The sequence below is a fragment of the Mycobacterium novum genome, assembly GCF_010726505.1.
Classification (GTDB): Bacteria; Actinomycetota; Actinomycetes; order Mycobacteriales; family Mycobacteriaceae; genus Mycobacterium; species Mycobacterium algericum.
Genome location: NZ_AP022562.1, coordinates 2,302,377 through 2,318,613, shown reverse-complemented (window position 1 = coordinate 2,318,613; position 16,237 = coordinate 2,302,377). Strand labels below are relative to the sequence as shown.

11 protein-coding genes, 1 tRNA gene and 2 pseudogenes are annotated in these 16,237 nt (G+C 71.6%); 5 read left to right on the top strand and 9 right to left on the bottom strand.

Translation table 11 applies throughout. The features are described 5' to 3' along the window. Positions 1-14 precede the first annotated feature (14 nt). The 7 genes from G6N19_RS10550 to G6N19_RS10520 all read right to left on the bottom strand — a co-directional run bounded on the left by G6N19_RS10550 (position 15) and on the right by G6N19_RS10520 (position 3,546). Positions 15-170, bottom strand: coding sequence for a hypothetical protein (locus tag G6N19_RS10550; protein WP_193464890.1), 156 nt, complete (start codon positions 168-170; stop codon positions 15-17). Positions 171-339: 169 nt separating this feature from the next. After that, entirely contained in the window at positions 340-2,025 is a 1,686-nt protein-coding gene (locus G6N19_RS21590) for a hypothetical protein (RefSeq protein ID WP_193464889.1), read from the bottom strand. A gap of 315 nt (positions 2,026-2,340) precedes the next feature. Then, positions 2,341-2,427: transfer RNA gene (locus G6N19_RS10540), tRNA-Ser, on the bottom strand. Between the two features lie 36 nt (positions 2,428-2,463). Continuing rightward, positions 2,464-2,835, bottom strand: a complete 372-nt coding sequence (locus tag G6N19_RS10535; RefSeq protein WP_193464888.1) for a type II toxin-antitoxin system VapC family toxin — start codon at positions 2,833-2,835, stop codon at positions 2,464-2,466. Continuing rightward, on the bottom strand, positions 2,832-3,071 hold the full coding sequence (locus tag G6N19_RS10530) for a type II toxin-antitoxin system Phd/YefM family antitoxin (RefSeq protein WP_085085406.1): 240 nt from the start codon (positions 3,069-3,071) through the stop codon (positions 2,832-2,834). Before G6N19_RS10530 ends, G6N19_RS10535 begins: the two co-directional genes overlap by 4 nt. A gap of 80 nt (positions 3,072-3,151) precedes the next feature. Next, complete coding sequence (locus G6N19_RS10525) at positions 3,152-3,364, bottom strand: DUF5615 family PIN-like protein (RefSeq protein ID WP_193464887.1); 213 nt, start codon at positions 3,362-3,364, stop codon at positions 3,152-3,154. After that, positions 3,361-3,546, bottom strand: coding sequence for a DUF433 domain-containing protein (locus G6N19_RS10520; protein WP_232062683.1), 186 nt, complete (start codon positions 3,544-3,546; stop codon positions 3,361-3,363). The genes G6N19_RS10525 and G6N19_RS10520 overlap by 4 nt, the downstream gene beginning before the upstream one ends. On the opposite strand from G6N19_RS10520, the pseudogene G6N19_RS21290 reads away from it, so the two are divergent. Beyond that, a pseudogene (locus G6N19_RS21290) lies at positions 3,497-3,604 on the top strand (hypothetical protein); the annotation flags it as partial. The gene G6N19_RS10520 and the pseudogene G6N19_RS21290 sit on opposite strands and share 50 nt — an antisense overlap. Positions 3,605-3,674: 70 nt before the next feature. Here the strand turns inward: G6N19_RS21290 and G6N19_RS10515 are convergent. Continuing rightward, complete coding sequence (locus G6N19_RS10515; RefSeq protein WP_193464886.1) at positions 3,675-3,920, bottom strand: hypothetical protein; 246 nt, start codon at positions 3,918-3,920, stop codon at positions 3,675-3,677. Between the two features lie 122 nt (positions 3,921-4,042). Here G6N19_RS10515 and G6N19_RS10510 point away from each other — a divergent pair, with 122 nt between their 5' ends. The 4 genes and pseudogenes from G6N19_RS10510 (at position 4,043) to G6N19_RS10500 (ending at position 6,902) form a co-directional block, all read left to right on the top strand. Beyond that, on the top strand, positions 4,043-5,011 hold the full coding sequence (locus G6N19_RS10510) for an NAD(P)H-quinone oxidoreductase (RefSeq protein WP_193464885.1): 969 nt from the start codon (positions 4,043-4,045) through the stop codon (positions 5,009-5,011). Positions 5,012-5,049: 38 nt separating this feature from the next. Beyond that, positions 5,050-5,214, top strand: a pseudogene (locus G6N19_RS21785) (helix-turn-helix domain-containing protein); the annotation flags it as partial. Positions 5,215-5,549: 335 nt separating this feature from the next. Continuing rightward, the gene (locus tag G6N19_RS21285) at positions 5,550-5,915 is read left to right on the top strand and encodes a nucleotidyl transferase AbiEii/AbiGii toxin family protein (RefSeq protein ID WP_232062366.1); all 366 of its coding nucleotides are present in this window, start codon (positions 5,550-5,552) and stop codon (positions 5,913-5,915) included. 366 nt (positions 5,916-6,281) lie between these two features. Continuing rightward, the gene (locus tag G6N19_RS10500; RefSeq protein WP_041319097.1) at positions 6,282-6,902 is read left to right on the top strand and encodes a GNAT family N-acetyltransferase; all 621 of its coding nucleotides are present in this window, start codon (positions 6,282-6,284) and stop codon (positions 6,900-6,902) included. A gap of 192 nt (positions 6,903-7,094) precedes the next feature. Here the strand turns inward: G6N19_RS10500 and G6N19_RS10495 are convergent, their stop codons facing one another. Continuing rightward, positions 7,095-16,151, bottom strand: a complete 9,057-nt coding sequence (locus G6N19_RS10495) for a hypothetical protein (RefSeq protein ID WP_193464883.1) — start codon at positions 16,149-16,151, stop codon at positions 7,095-7,097. Positions 16,152-16,237 lie beyond the last annotated feature (86 nt).

Below are 16,237 nucleotides of genomic sequence, written 5' to 3'. Positions count from 1 at the left end.
GCCGACGGTTGCTTCTAGGCAGAGCTGGCATCCCCGGATCGGAGATTGGGGTCGATGACGGCGTTGACTTGCTCGGCGCCGGGGCTCGATTGGGAGGGCTGCAGATCGTACAAACTCAAGGCCGGCCAGATGTCGTTGGACAAACGGTTGATGACCTGTTGCTCGTTCACGCTGGGATCTGCTTTCGCTGGTTCGCTGGGAGAACTGCACGCCAAGGCGGCGACGAAAGGGACGGCGAGCGCCAATGCGAGTCTCATGATGGCCGAGCCGGGACCGGCGCCGACCGGTTACCAGCAGTCGGCGCCGACCCGCGGTGCCTGGCTACCGCCTCAGTCTGATTCACGGCTGCGCGCCGGCACCTCCGGCGCCGCCGATGCCGCGGCCGCCGTTGCCTTGGTCGTCGTCGGCGGGGTCGCTGTGCTGGCCGCCTTCGGTTCCGGCTTCACCTGCATGTTCGCCAGAACTGCCGCCGTCGCCGCCGGCTCCGCCGTCGCCGGGCGTGCCGAGTTCCGTGCCGCTGTTGTCCGGGGGGTACGGGTTGAAACCGCTCCGGTAGACGCCGCCGCCGTTGCCACCGCTGCCACCGTTTCCTCCGGCCCCGCCTGCCGCGGCGTCGCCGCCGTCACCGCCGGTCCCACCGAGTCCGGCGTCAGCTCCGTCGAGGCTCCCCCCACCCTGGCCGCCGGTTCCTCCGTTTCCAGCGTCCCCGCCGGCCGAAGCATCGCCGCCGCGGCCGCCGGTTCCGCCTGCGCCGCCGTCAGCTCCCTGCGAGCCTCCGCCGCCACCGCCCGCGCCGCCGCCGTCTCCGCCTCGTCCGCCCGCGTGGGCGCCGACGCCGCCGTTTCCTCCGGCGCCGCCGTTTCCTCCGGTGCCTCCGACGGCTCCGGGTGTGGTGCCGCCGCCGCCCGAGCCGCCCCAGCCGCCCGTGCCGCCGTCGCCGGGGCGCCCTTCGGCGCCACCCAGCAGTCCGTCGGCCGTTCCGGCGTTGCCGCCGTTGCCGCCGCTGCCTCCGTTGCCTCCGTCTTGACCGTCACCGGCCGGCCACGGCGGGGGTGCAGGGATGGGCGATCCGCCGCTGGTGTTCCCGTTGCCGCTGTGCCCGCTGCCGCCGCTGCCGCCGTTGCCGCCGGCGCCGCTGTCGCCGGCCATCGTTCCGCCGTCGCCGCCGTGGCCGCCGCTTGCGCCGTAGGAGTCGACGTCGGGACCGGCGCCCAGCAGGCCACCGCCCCCACCGATGCCACCACTGCCGCCGTTACCGAAGAGCCCTGCGCTACCACCTGCGCCGCCGGCACCGCCGTCGCCGACAACCACCTGCTGCGGCCATGGCCACGGTTCCAACGGGAAATCCGCGATGCCGGAACCCACCGCGGTGCTTCCGCCAGCGCTGACGGCGTAGGCCACGCCGGCCCCGTTGCCGCCGCCGCCGCCGTGACCGAACAGCCAGCCGCCATCGCCGCCGGCACCACCAGCAGTGGCCGCTACCCACGTAGTCGTGCCTTCAACGTCAACCACCTGCAGGTAGCCGGCACCGCCAGCCCCGCCGTTGCCCATCATCCCGGCTGACCCACCGTCCATGCCGGCGACGCCGTCGCCGCCGTCGCCGAAGAACCAACCTCCGTTCTGCGCGACGGTGCCGCCGATGACGTTGCCGATCTCGTCGGTGATCAGCGTGGAGTCGGCACCGTCGCAGATCAGACCGCAGTGATTGTCGACCGCGAACCACGCGTTGATCGGGTTGAGCCACCACAGGTTGTCGTTGATGTAATCCTCCAGATGGGCGTGCAGGCCGCCCATCCCGTTTGCGCCGACCCAGAAGAGGTCGAAGGTCTCCGCCGCATCAGGGACGGCACCTAGGGCGGCACCAGGATCCACTGCGGCCAGGCTGAACATGTCGAGGAAGTCGTCGAAGTCGGCGTGCGCTGCCGGCGCAGCCGGCGTCAGCAGTCCGAACGCAGTAAACATCCCCGCCGCGCTGGCCGCAGCGGCCGCCTGGCCCATCTTGCGCGCACCCAACCAACGACCCATGCCGTTCCCCCTCATTCGGCCCGAATTAATCTGATCGGAACCTTAGCAAGAAGTGAGCGTAGTATTCGGCCCACTAACCTTGGTGCTCATCGCGGCGGGATTGCCCGGGATTGCCATGGGGCCTAGCACCGAAGATGGACGATCCGTCCGTCACCCTCGACGTCGCCGGTGCTGGCGCGGTGCTGACCAGCCGCAGGCTGCGACACGCTGACCCAGCTGTGGGTCAATTCCCCGGATTGCGGGTCCTGGGTCATTCTGGAGCCTTGGAGCGGCTTTCGAGCCGCTACTTCTGATCCGGAAACATGCCCTGAACTGCGGTGGCGGAGGGATTTGAACCCCCGGACGGTGTTAGCCGTCTCTCGCTTTCAAGGCGAGTGCATTAGGCCGCTCTGCCACGCCACCGCGGGAAATCGTACCCCGGTGCCCCGGCGCGCTCGCTCACACGCACGTGACGGGATAGGCGTGCAGCCGCCCGTCGGCGGTGAGCAGATCCAGACGCTCAGCGATCGCTTGCGCCACCAGCATCCGGTCGAACGGGTCACGGTGGTGCCAAGGCAGCTCGCGTAGCACTTCGGCATGTGCCGCGGTGAACGGCAACTCACCAAACCCCGACTGACGTACCGCCTCGTCAAGTCCGGCAGGCGCCTGCAGCTTGCCGAGCGATGCCTTGATCGCCACTTCCGCGACGACGATCGCGGAGACGAAAAGTTCATTGTCGGGGTCCGCGATCACCGCACGATGGGCAAGCGAGAGGTTCTTGTCGTCGGCCAGCCACCAGAGCAGGACATGGGTATCGAGCAGGCCCCTCACGCGCCGTACCAGTCACGGTCGTCCGCGTCCGAGAACTGATCGAAATCAGCCGATATGGCGACCCGGTCCTTCCAGAGACCGGGCCGGCGCACCGGCCGATCCGGCCGGTAGGGGACCAGCCGCGCGATAGGCCGACCGTGCCTGCTGATCACGATCTCCGCGCCGCCCTCCACCTGGGCCAGCAGCCGGGACAGGCGCGTCTTGGCGTCATAGATGTTGACGGTTTCGGCACTCATGTCAACAGGTTATCTGGTCTGGTCAGACCTGACCAGAAATGTCGGTGCGGTGCTGACCGGCGCAACGTCACTCTGCGGGCTCATCCAAACCGGTTCTCGACGTCGATCAGAAAACCACCAAAGTCCGTATCAGCACTGATCAACACGCGATTTTCGTCTGCAGCCAACGTGAGGACCACTTCGTCGGCCGCACTTGCCAACCCACGATCACGGACATGGACAACGTCGTGGCCGGCCTCGGTGAGAAAACTGGATAGCACCGGCGAAAGATTCTCGTCCGGTAACAGCCTCATGCAGTCGGACGTAGCGGCAGCTCACGCTCCCGCACTGCCTCGGCCGCGTAGCGCAGAGCCTCGGCAACATCTTCTTCCTCAAGATCGGGAAGCTCGGCAAGAATCTCAGGCGGCGTCATCTGATCAGCAACCATCGCGACCACGGTCGCCACCGGGATACGCAAGCCCCGGATACACGGCATGCCCCCCATCACGTCCGGATCGATGGTTACGCGGCTGAATCGCATGCCCATAAGGTTAGACGCTCGCGGCTCGCCATGTCGCCAGGTTTCAGCGGGCTCGTGGCCCCACCCATATGGGTGACCGCTGCTCACCAGCCCGCCGCCCGACGGCTAACGCCGCCGGTCGCCCCTGGTGTTGCAGGTGCGCCGCGATCGCCCTGGATGTCCGGGTCTTGATACGTGAGCTGGATACGGCCGTCGCCGCCGCCGTTGAGCACCCGATGGCCGATCACCGACAGCTGGTGCTCGTCGTTGAGCAGCTGGTTCATCGCCGCGTCGAAGCGCAGCACGGCATCCAAGTAGTGTTGCCATGCTTGACGTTCGGCGAGCTCCAACCCCGGTAAGTCACTCCCCGTCCGCCGACCACCGCGGCGCTGCACGCCGTTATGTTGGGCGATGTAGCTGAGGACTTCTCAGCGTTGCTCGGTGTTATCCGACCGGTAGTAGCGTGTGCGTCATGCGTGCCGTTGTCGCCGAGTCCGCCGAGCAACTGTCCTGGCAGGAAGTCCCCGACGTCGACCCCGCCGCCGGTGAGGTGCTGATCCGGGTCGCCGCGGCGGGTGTGAACCGGGCCGACCTGCTGCAGGCCAAGGGCGTGTATCCGCCTCCGCCGGGCGCCAGCGACACCATCGGACTGGAGGTGTCCGGTGTGATTGCCGCGCTGGGTGATGACGTCGCCGATTGGTCTGTCGGGCAAGACGTTTGTGCGTTGCTTTCCGGCGGCGGCTACGCCGAGTACGTCGCGGTGCCGGCACCACAGGTGCTGCCCGTTCCCGCGGGCGTGGACCTGCTGGACGCTGCCGGCCTGCCGGAGGTGGCCTGCACGGTCTGGTCGAACCTGGTGCAGACCGCGGGTCTATCCGAGGGCCAGCAGCTGCTGGTGCACGGCGGCGCCAGCGGGGTGGGCAGCCACGCCATTCAGGTGGCCCGACAGCTCGGGGCGTGGGTGGCCGTCACCGCCGGCTCGGCGGCCAAGCTGGCGCTCTGCCGTGAGCTGGGCGCCGAGGTCACCATCAACTATCACGACGAGGACTTCGTCGTCCGAATCCGGGAGGCCGGCGGGGCTGATGTGATCCTGGACATCATGGGAGCGGCCTATCTGGACCGCAATATCGACGCGCTGGCCAACGACGGACGGCTGATCATCATCGGGATGCAGGGTGGGGTCAAGGGCGAGCTCAACATCGGCAAGCTGATCGGCAAACGCGCCGGGGTGATCGGCACCGCGCTGCGCGGCCGGCCGGTGGAGGGCCCGCACGGCAAGGGCGCCGTTGTCGCAGCCGTGACCGAGAAGGTCTGGCCGATGCTGGCCGACGGCCGCATCAAGCCGGTGATCGGCGCGCGGTTGCCGATCGAGCAGGCCGCCGAAGCACATCGGTTGCTGGCCTCGGGTGAGGTGGCCGGCAAGATCGTGCTGACGGTCTAGGTGCCCAACGAGGCGGAGCGCCACCCAGCGTGTATGGAATGAGATACATGCTGGCGCGGAACCCGGCCGTTGCGAAACACACCGAAGATGTGCTGGCCGAGCTCGGTCACGAGCTTCGCAGCCGGCGGCTCGCCCTCGGCGTCAGCGCCGTGACCACCTCCGATGCAGTCGGGATATCGCGAGTTACGTTGCACCGCATCGAGGCCGGAGCGCCCGCAGTGACGATCGGCGGCTATCTGAACGTGGCCGCGGCCCTGGGCCTGCGGCTGAGACTCGATGAGTCGCACGGCCCGGGCCGGCAACCGGTGCAGCAAGCAGGGCCTGCGCACGTAACGGCGCAGACGACGGTTCGGGTGGGGGACTTCGCGCAACTACGCGCGATCGCCTGGCAACTACGCCCCGAGACCGAACTCACCGGCATCGAGGCGCTGCAACTGTACGAACGCAATTGGCGCCCATGTGGACCAAGCCGCGATGAGCGACGAAGAACGCGTCTTCGTCCAGCAACTGGCGGACACCCACAGCGCAGGGGTACTTCTTGTTTGAACGCGCACATCATGTTCGGGTTGCCTGCGTCCTCGACGCGCTCGAAGCCGAACTCCTGGCGGCGTCGAATTGTTACTTCGGCGGCGGCACCGCGATCGCGCTGCGCTACGGCGAGTACCGCGAATCGGTGGGCGTCGGTTTTCTTGTCTCCGATAGTTCCGGATACAGCTCCATCCGGGAGAGCGTCCGCCGGCCAGAAGGATTCAACGCGCTGACCAGTCGGCCGATCGCTGTGCTCCGGCCGGTCGTGACTAATCAGTACGGCATCCGAACTTTGCTCGACGTTGACGGCCAACCGATCAGGTTCGAGATCATTTTCGAGGGCCGAATCAGCCTGCAGCCGCCGGGTCGCAGGTAGTCGATAGGGACCACCCGCACCGCCTCGATGACTGCATGCTCGCGCTGCAGATGTACGACACTCCCAAGGCCGTCCTGTGGGACCGCATCAAGCGGCTGCGCCGGTAGGCGCCTCAGCGCCTCGCGGTCGCAGTATCGACGCGCTGGACAACGACGACCGGTTGGTCGTGCTCGGGACGCAGGGCGGCGGCGAGCGTGCGGGGAATGTCAGTTTGTGCGGCGTGTCGGCGTACAGACCCGCACGCTCGCGGGCCGACGTAGCATCATTTGCGAACCCAATAGCGACGGCGCCGCCGTCAACGGAATTCCAGGAGGCAAGTGTAATGGCGACCGAAACCACGTCGGCTACAACGGATTCGGGTGCGCCATGAGTACACGCATGCCGCGGCAACGGGTTGATCTGCCGGACGAGATTCTCGCTGTTCCGCCGCCGCCGCTGCCGATACTGGCCGAGCCGTACAGCATTCGTTTCGCGGACCAGCCCGGCGACGCCGCAATGATCTCCGAGTGGATGAACCGGCCGCACCTCGCAGCAACCTGGGACTACGCGTATCCGGCCGATCAGTGGCAGCGCCACCTGGATACCCAGTTCTCGGGCGGCTACTCGCGCCCCTACGTCTACAACGTCCATGGCGAGCCGCTCGGTTACATGGAGCTGTTCCGGGTCGCACAGGACGACCTCGCCACCGTTTACAACGCCCTTCCCTACGATGTGGGCTTGCACGGCGCCATGGCCGACCCCGACATGGTCGAAAAGGGGCACGGGAAGAATATCTTCGGCCCGTTGGTCTCCAGCATTTTCGAGGCCGAACCGCAGTGCCGACGGATCATCGGGGATGCCCATGCCGCCGGCTCGCATGGGCGGCGGTTCTGGGAACGACGAGGCGGGGTGTTCCTCGGGGAGCACTACATAGCCAAGTGGGATCAACGGATCGCACTGTTCGCCTGGCCGAGAACCCCGGAGGACATTCCGACAGCGCGAAGTTAGCCGCAACGCGGCGAGGGCGGTGACGGACCATCCGTCACCGCCCCTTTCGTTTAGTGCCGTCACCGAGCGTGCGCAGAACCGGGAATCGCCCCGGCGTGTCGACCGGGGACACGCACTCTCGCGCGAGAGAACGAGACGCACACGCTCGCGCGAGCCAAGGGGTCGCTCGCGCGAGCGTGCGTGCGCGGGTCCCTACGGGGCCGGGGCGCCCGTACCGCCCTTACCACCGGCGCCGCCGACACCAGCGGGGCCTTTACCAGCGCCGGCTGGGGTCCCGGCGACACCGGACTGACCCGATGAACCGGCGGTGCCGTCGCCATTCGCACCGCCCTGGCCGCCGTCGCCGCCGTTGCCGCCGCCGCCAGCCCAGTTGGACTTACTAGGTCGGGAGGCACCGTTGACGCCCTTGCCGCCATCGCCGCCCTGGCCACCAGCACCGCCCTGCGCGGTGGTGCCATCGGCGTTGGCACCGCCCTGGCCGCCGGTGCCACCGACACCGCCGTTGCCGCCGCTGCCGCCCCTGCCGCCGCCCCCGGTGCCCTGACCGACGAGGCCGTTGTAGCCGGCACCGCCGGCACCACCTTGGCCACCGGTACCTGCCTTACCGCCCGTACCACCCTGGCCGCCTTCACCGGCGTCACCGTGTGCACCGGCCTGACCGTCGCCCAGCGCGACACCGCCGGCGCCGCCCAGACCGGCGGCGCCGCCGGTACCGCCGTCGCCGCCCTGGCCGCCTTCGCCGCCGGTACCACCGGTACGCCCGGGCAAGCCGAGGCCGCCGGCACCACCGGCGCCGCCGGTACCACCGTTGCCGCCGGTGCCGCCACCGCCGCCGATGCCGCCGTTGCCGCCGAGGCCGCCCTCACCGCCGTCACCGGAGATGGTGCCGCCGGCACCGCCGGTGCCACCGAAACCGCCCGCTCCACCGGTGAATCCGGTGGCGCCCTTGGCGCCGTCGCCGCCGGTCCCACCGGCCATGGCGTTGCCGTTCGGGTCCTTGGGCATGTTGCCCGTAGCGCCGTTCGCGGCCACCGAGGTGTTGTTGCCCGCGTTCCCGCCGTTACCGGCGGTGCCGCCGGTGCCGCCGGTGCCGTGCTGGCCGGCCGAACCACCGTTGCCGCCGTTGCCGCCGGCCGCGCCGGCGCCGTTTGCAGCGCTGGTTCCGTTGGTGCCGTTGGCACCGGTGCCGCCGTGACCGCCGGTACCGCCGTTGCCGAACTCGCCGGTGGCGTTACCGCCGGTGCCGCCGTGGCCGCCGGCCTGCGCCAGGCCGCTGCCCAACGTCACGCCGTTGCCGCCGTTGCCGCCGGTACCACCGACGGCGACCGCGCCGCCTTCGCCGTCGGCGCCACTATCGGCCTGGGTCTCGCCGTCGCCGCCGAGACCACCGGCGCCCGCCGCACCGCCCGCACCGGCGGTGCTGCTGCTGTTGCCGCCCGCGCCGCCGGTGCCGGCAACGGCGTTGGTTCCGCCGCCCGCGCCGTTACCACCGGTGCCGCCCACGCCGGCGTTGCCGCCCGCGCCGCCGTCGCCACCCACAGCGCCGTCACCGTCGGCACCGTTGGTTCCGTCGTTCGCGACACCGCCGGCACCACCGTTACCGCCGGCACCACCGGCGCCACCGGCCCCGGCCGCGCCGGTGGCGTCGCCACCGGTACCGCCGTTGGCTCCGCTGCCGGCCGCGGCGTGGGCTCCCGCGGTGCCGTCGGCCGCGTTGCCGCCGGCACCACCGTCACCACCGATACCACCGTGGCCGCCGGCGCCGCCGTCGCCGGAGATGCTGCCGCCGGCGCCGCCCTGGCCACCGTTGCCGCCGGCCGTGCCCGCTCCGCCGTCGGTGCCATCGACACCGACGGTGGTTCCGGCCAAACCGTTCGCGCCGGCACCACCGTCACCGCCGTCGCCGCCGCGTCCAACGGTTCCGGCCGCACCACCGGCACCGCCATTACCACCGGCCTGACCGAGCGCGGCATTACCGCCCGCTCCGCCGTCGCCGCCGTTGCCACCGAGGATCAGGCCGTCCTGACCATCAGCGGCGGCAGTGCCGTCGCCGCCGGTGCCGCCGGTGCCGCCCTGGCCCGCGGTGCCCGCGATACCGCCCTGACCACCGTTGCCGCCGGCACCGGCGATCGTCTCGCTGCCACCGCCCGCACCGGCGCCGCCGTTACCGCCGTTGGCGCCGTCGCCGGTGTTACCACCGGCACCGCCTTGTCCACCGGCCCCGGTTGCACCGACGCTGCCGTTGTAGGCCTCACCGCCGGCACCGCCAGCACCGCCGTTACCGCCGGCACCGCCGTCACCGTTGCGGCTGGTCGCGTCGCCACCGTTGCCACCGTTGTCGCCGCTGCCCGCTGCCGCATCAGCTCCGGTCGCACCGTTTACGCCGGCACCGCCGACGCCGCCCGCTCCGCCGACTCCGCCTGCTCCGCCGACGCCGCCGTCGCCCGCCTCGGTGCCACCGGTACCACCCTGGCCGCCGCTACCGCCGTTGCCGCCGGCCGTACCGGCCGTGCCGTCGCCATTGCTGTCAGTGCTGCCGTCGACACCGGTCGAGCCGACGCCGCCGTTGCCACCAGCACCACCGGTACCGATCACGCCCGCGTTGCCGCCCTTGCCGCCGGAACCGCCGTCTTGCGCGGAACCATCCAACAAGGTCTGTCCGGCGCCACCGTTACCGCCGGCGCCACCGTCGCCACCGGAACCGTCAGTACCGCCCTGACCGGTAGCGGCCTGACCGTCTTGGCCAACACCGCCGGCGCCACCGGCACCACCGAGGTCACGGTTACCGCCGTCGCCACCGGTACCACCGTTACCGGCAGCGGCCCCAAGGCCGCCGTCGCCGCCGTGGCCGCCCGCGCCACCGTTACCGGCAGCGCCGGCGTTACCGCCCGCGCCACCGACGCCGCCGACATCGTTGGCGGCATCGCCACCGAGACCGCCGGCGCCACCAGCGGCCGCGTTGCCTCCCAGGCCGCCGTTACCACCAGTGCTTCCCGCGGCACCCAAGACGCCGTCGCCACCGTTACCGCCGCTACCGCCGGTGCCACCGGCACCGCCGACACCACCAGCGCCCGAGATGGTGCCGCCGCTACCACCGTTGCCGCCGTGGCCACCGATTCCACCATTGCCGCCGGCGGTGCCGTTGCCGTCGATGTCGGTGATACCGGCCACGCCGCTACCACCGTCGCCGCCGGCACCACCAGCGCCACCGGTACCGATCGCGCCGGCCGCACCGCCGTTGCCGCCATAGCCGCCGGCCTGGCCGGTCACACCGTCGGCCAGCAGCCCACCGCTGCCACCGTTGCCGCCGGCGCCACCATCGCCGCCGCCACCGTCGCCGCCGGCCACACCGTCGGCCCGGTAGGTGACACCGTCACCGTTCAAGCCGCCCTGGCCGGCAGCGCCCCCGGTGGAGCGATCGCCACCGGCGCCACCATTGCCGCCGTGCCCGGCGGTGTCCGCGGTGCCGCCACCGGCGCCGTGACCACCGCGGCCGCCGTCACCCGCAGCGCCGGCCGCACCACCGTTGCCACCGATGCCGCCGGCGCCGTCGAGGCCCGCGGTGCCGTTGGTCGCGCTGCCGCCCTGGCCGCCGTTACCACCGTTACCACCGTTACCACCGGCGCCGGCGTTACCACCGTCGGTGCCGTCGCCACCATTGCCGCCACTACCGGCTGCCGCGTCGGCGCCCGCAATACCGGCCACACCGGCACCGCCGGTGCCGCCGTTACCACCCGCGCCGCCGACGCCGCCCAGGCCGCCGTTGCCGGAGATCGAACCGCCCTTGCCGCCGCTGCCCGCGTTACCACCGGCCGCACCGTCTCCACCGGTCCCGCCGTTGGCGGTGGCCGTCGATCCGGTTGCCCCGTGGGCACCGGCACCACCGTTACCACCGGCGCCACCGTGGCCGACCGACCCGGCGTCGCCGCCGTCACCGCCGGCGCCGCCGATCTGCGCTGTGCCATCGGCGAGGAGCACACCGGTGCCGCCCTTGCCGCCCGCGCCGCCGTTGCCGCCGATGGCCGCGGTTCCGGCAGCCCCGCTAGCCGCCTGGGTGGTGTTGCCCGCATTCCAGCCGCCTTCGCCGGCCGTGCCCGCAGTGCCGCGCTCACCACCGTGACCACCGTCACCACCGGAGCCCGCGACGGCGTTGGTGCCGCCACCGCTGCCATCGGCGCCGCGCCCGCCGTTGCCGGCGTTACCGGCGTTACCGGCGTTGCCACCGAGGCCACCGGCTCCTTCCGCGCCGACGTTTCCGTTGACGGCACCGCCGCCGACGCCGCCGTTACCGCCGACGCCGCCGTTACCGCCGACGCCGCCGTTACCGCCATCCGTTCCGTTGGCACCGGATGCGCCGCTGCCCGATGTGACCGGGGCGCCATTGATGCCGTTGGCGCCGTGGCCGGCGTTACCGCCGGCGCCGCCCGCACCGCCCAGACCGCCCGCGCCGCCGTCGCCGGAGATCGAGCCGCCCTCGCCGCCCACGCCGCCGACGCCGCCCGCGCCGCCGTTGGTGCCATTGGTGCCGTGACCGTCGATGTCGGTGATCCCGTCATCGCCGGCCGCACCCGCGCCGCCGTTACCGCCGGCACCGCCGGTGCCGACCGATGCGGCGTTACCGCCGCTGCCGCCGGCACCGCCCGCCTGGGCGGTGTCGGTGCCGGCGATCAGCCCTGCGCCGACACCACCATTTCCGCCGGCACCACCGTCGCTGCCGACACCGTCAACACCGGCGCTGCCGGTCGCGCCTTCCGCAGTGCCGGATCCGGCAAGACCGACGAGGCCCGCCAGGCCACCGTCGGCACCATTGCCACCGGTACCGCCTGCGCCCGCGTTGGCAGCTCCGCCGCCGCCGAGACCGGTACCGCCGGCGCCCGCCGTGCCGGCATCGCCGCCGGCCCCGGCGTTACCACCGTCGCCACCCGTGCCGTCGTTGGCTGCACCGCCCTCACCGCCGTTACCGCCCGCGCCGCCGGCTCCGGCGTTACCGCCGTTGCCGCCATCGGTGTCGGCGACCGTCGCGTCGGCGCCCGCGCCGCCGCTACCGCCCTTACCGCCGGCACCACCGTTGCCACCGACGCCACCGTTACCGGCGGTCGAGCCGCCGACGCCGCCGGCACCGCCGTTGCCACCGATACCACCGAGCGCACCGTTTGTGCCGTTGCCATCACCGCCGGTAATGCCGTCCACCGTCGCGCCGATACCACCGGTGCCACCGGCACCACCGTTGCCGAAGGTTGCCGCGTTGCCACCGATGCCACCGTTACCGCCACCCTGGCCGACCTCGGTTCCGGTGATCAGGCCCTCACCCGCGCCACCATTGCCTCCGGCGCCACCGTCGCTGGCGATTCCGTCGAGACCGAGGCTGCCGTCGGCGCCGTCGGTGGTGCCGGTGCCACCGGCCCCGACGTTGCCCATCAGGCCGCCATCGGCGCCGTTACCACCGTTACCGCCGTTGCCGGCGGTGGCGCCGGAGCCGCCGCCGAGGCCCTGGCCGCCCTTGCCGGCGACCCCGCCGTTGCCGCCCCACCCGGCAGTGCCGCCGACACCACCGGTGCCATTGGTGGCCGTACCGCCCTGGCCGCCGTTACCACCGTTACCACCGGCACCGGCGTTGCCGCCGTGACCACCGTCGGTGTCTGCGATCGTGGCGTCCGCACCCGCTCCGCCGGCACCACCCTGGCCGCCGATACCACCGAAGCCGCCGTGGCCGCCGTCGCCGGAGATGGTGCCGCCGGCACCACCCTGGCCGCCGTCGCCGCCGAGGCCGCCTTCGGCACCATGGGTGCCGTTACCGTCGCCGCCGGTGATGCCATCCACCGTCGCACCGGCGCCGCCGGTGCCGCCGAAGCCGCCGTTTCCGACCGCGCCGGCATTGCCGCCGTTACCACCGGTGCCGCCGCCCTGGCCGGTGTTGGTCCCGGCGATCAAACCGTATCCGTCACCGGCGCGACCGCCGTCCGCGCCGTCGGCGTGGGTGCCCGCTGTGCCCTCGGCACCATCAGCACCGTTGGCGGCCGCTTCGACGCCGAGTCCACCGGCCCCGGCGTTGCCGGCCGCGCCACCGACGGCGCCGTCGCCACCGTTGCCGCCATTACCGGCGTTGGTGCCGCCGCCGCCACCACCGCCCTGGCCGCCTACTGCCGCGGTGCCGGCGTCGCCGCCGTTGCCCGCGGCACCACCGGTGCCACCGTTCCCAACGGCTGCCGAGCCGCCGGACCCGCCATTGCCGCCCGCGCCGCCGGCGCCCGCACCGCCACCGTTGCCGCCTGCGCTGTCAAGGAAGGGTGCGTCGTCTGCCGCGCCGCCGTCACCACCGGCACCGCCCTGGCCGCCGGCACCACCGTCGCCACCGTTACCGGAGTTCGTGCCGCCGGCACCGCCCTGGCCGCCGTCACCGCCGGCCGCACCGGACCCACCGGTGGTGCCGTCGATACCGACGGTGGTCCCGTCGACACCCGAAGCGCCGCTACCGCCGGCACCACCGACGCCACCGTCGCCGTCGCTGCCCGCCGCGCCACCGTTACCACCGGTTCCGCCGGCCTGAGCGATGTCGCCGGCAAGCAACTCACCGTCGCCGCCGCGGCCACCCGCGCCGCCGTGGCCACCGCCCCCCTCGGCTCCGGTCGCGCCCTGGTCAGCCTGCGTGGTGTTGTCTGCGTTCCAGCCACCGGCACCACCGGCGCCGGCCGTGCCGCGGTTACCACCGTTGCCGCCCTGGCCGCCGGATCCGGCGGTGGCGTTGTTGCCGCCGCCCGCGCCATGACCGCCGCGGCCACCGTTGCCGGCACTGCCGGCCGCACCGCCGGTGCCGCCCTGGCCGCCCTCGCCTTGCGCCCCGGCCTCACCCGCGGTGGCGGTACCACCGGCACCGCCCTGGCCACCGACGCCACCGGCGCCACCGTCACCGCCGTCACCACCATCGATACCGGTGGTGCCGCTGCCGCCGCTGCCCGCGACGGCGTCGAGTCCCGCCTGACCGTCAAAGCCTGTTCCACCGGTGCCGCCGGTGCCGCCTACGCCGCCGGCGCCACCGTTGCCGCCGTTGCCCGAGGTGGTGCCACCGGCACCACCGGTACCACCGGCGCCTCCGGCGCCACCGGTGCCGCCCGTCGTCCCGTCACCACTGATGTTTGTCGTGCCGCCGACACCGGTCGCACCCTGCCCGCCGGTGCCGCCGTTGCCGCCGTTACCGGCCTCGCCGGCGTCACCGCCGTCACCGCCGACACCACCGGCCTGCACCGTGCCGTCACCGAGCACCTCGCCGTGCCCACCGGTACCGCCGTTGCCACCGTTGCCAGCGGCGCCATCAGCACCGGTAGCACCCGAATCCGCCTGCGCCCCACCACCACTGGAGCCACCGGCACCACCGGCACCACCGGTACCGCCCACGCCATCAGAGGTACCGCCCTTGCCGCCGGCACCGGCCGCGGCCGCGGTGCCACCACCGGCACCGGCACCACCATCGCCACCGTTGCCCGCCGCACCGCCGGCGCCACCGTCACCACCGAGACCACCAATACCGTGCGCACCGGCGTTGCCGTGCACCGAAGCGCCACCGGCACCACCATCGCCACCGACACCACCGGCACCACCGGCACCACCATTGCTGGTCGCGTCACCACCATTGCCACCGTCGTCACCACTACCGGCAACAGCATCGGCACCCGCCGCACCATCAGCGCCAACTCCGCCAGCACCACCGGCGGCACCAGCGCCACCGTTACCGCCATTACCGCCATTGCCGGCGTCCGAGCCACCCGCGCCACCGGCGCCACCGACACCACCCGCGCCGCCGGCCAAGCCTGCGATGCCATCACCGGTGATCGCATCGGTCGAGCCATCCGTACCCGCTGCGCCGTCACCGCCGTTGCCGCCGGCGCCACCATTACCCAGGTTTCCAGCATCACCACCACGCCCACCAGCACCACCAGAGGCGCCAGCAGTCGTAGCACTGAACCCGTCACCACCAGCACCACCATTACCGCCACTGGTCGCCGCCGCACCACCGGCACCAGCGGTACCCGCGTCACCACCACGCCCACCAGCACCACCATCAATAGTCGTGGCGTCACCATCAGCACCGGCACCACCATTGCCACCAGCACCGGCATCACCACCAACACCAGCAGCACCGCCAACACCGGCGGCACCGGAGCTGCCGATCAAGCCACCCGAGCCCCCAGCACCCGCCTTACCGGCCGCACCAGCAGCACCACCATCGCCACCATGACCAGCATCACCACCATCAGCACCGGCCTCGGTGGCATCCACACCATCGCCACCATCACCACCGGCACCACCATTGCCGCCAGCCCCACCATTGCCACCAGCGCCACCCGAACCGATGAACCACGAACCCTTACCGCCGGCACCACCATTGCCACCAGCGCCACCATTGCCACCAGCCAGACCATTCAGGCCCGCCGCGCCAGCCGCCCCAGCCAGGCCGGCCAGACCATCACCACCATCACCACCATTACCGCCGACGCCATACATAAACCCGGCCCCGGCACCACCGGCACCACCATGGCCACCCAACTCACCACCGGCGCCGCCGTCACCACCAACACCCATCCACCAGCCACCAGCACCGCCGGCACCACCAGAACCACCGGCCAAGCCCGCACCACCGGCGCCACCATCACCGAACATCCCCGCAGCGCCACCGACACCACCGGTGCCATCAGCAGCGGTACCACCGGCACCACCATCACCGAACCACAACCCACCAGCACCACCAGCAGCCTCAGCCAGCGTGCCGCCATCCTCACCGTCGGCACCATTGCCGATCAACATCGTCCCGAACCCGAACAAGTTGATAAACGACGCGACTTCAGACCCAAACGGACTCAAAATGAAGTCCTGCCCCCAGTCATGCAACGGGGCATAGAACAACGAACCGAACCAGTCATCAGCAGCCGCCGAACCCGGCACACCGGCCACCGACGCATCAAAACTCAACCCCACATTGGACAGCAACGGCTCCCACGAATCCGCATCAAACAACGTCTCCCACGACGACGCCTGACCCAAATCCTCCAGCGCCCCAGCCAAATCCGCACCGAACAGGTCAACAACCCAATCCAGCTCATCAGCCTTGGCCACCGGCGCAGCCGCCAACGGCGCCATCCCAAACGCCAAAAACGCCCCCACCGCACTACCGGCGCCCAGCAAACGCCCGCCACGTCGGCGGCCGGCCGCGCTCGCGAGGCCACGACGCTTCGTGCCGTGCTGCTTGTCAGTCATGTGGGACTCCCTATTCTGCGACGAACCCATGTCAGTGGTGTTGCGTTGGTTCAAGTTTGGCTGTTGGCGACGCCGAGGTGTCAGCA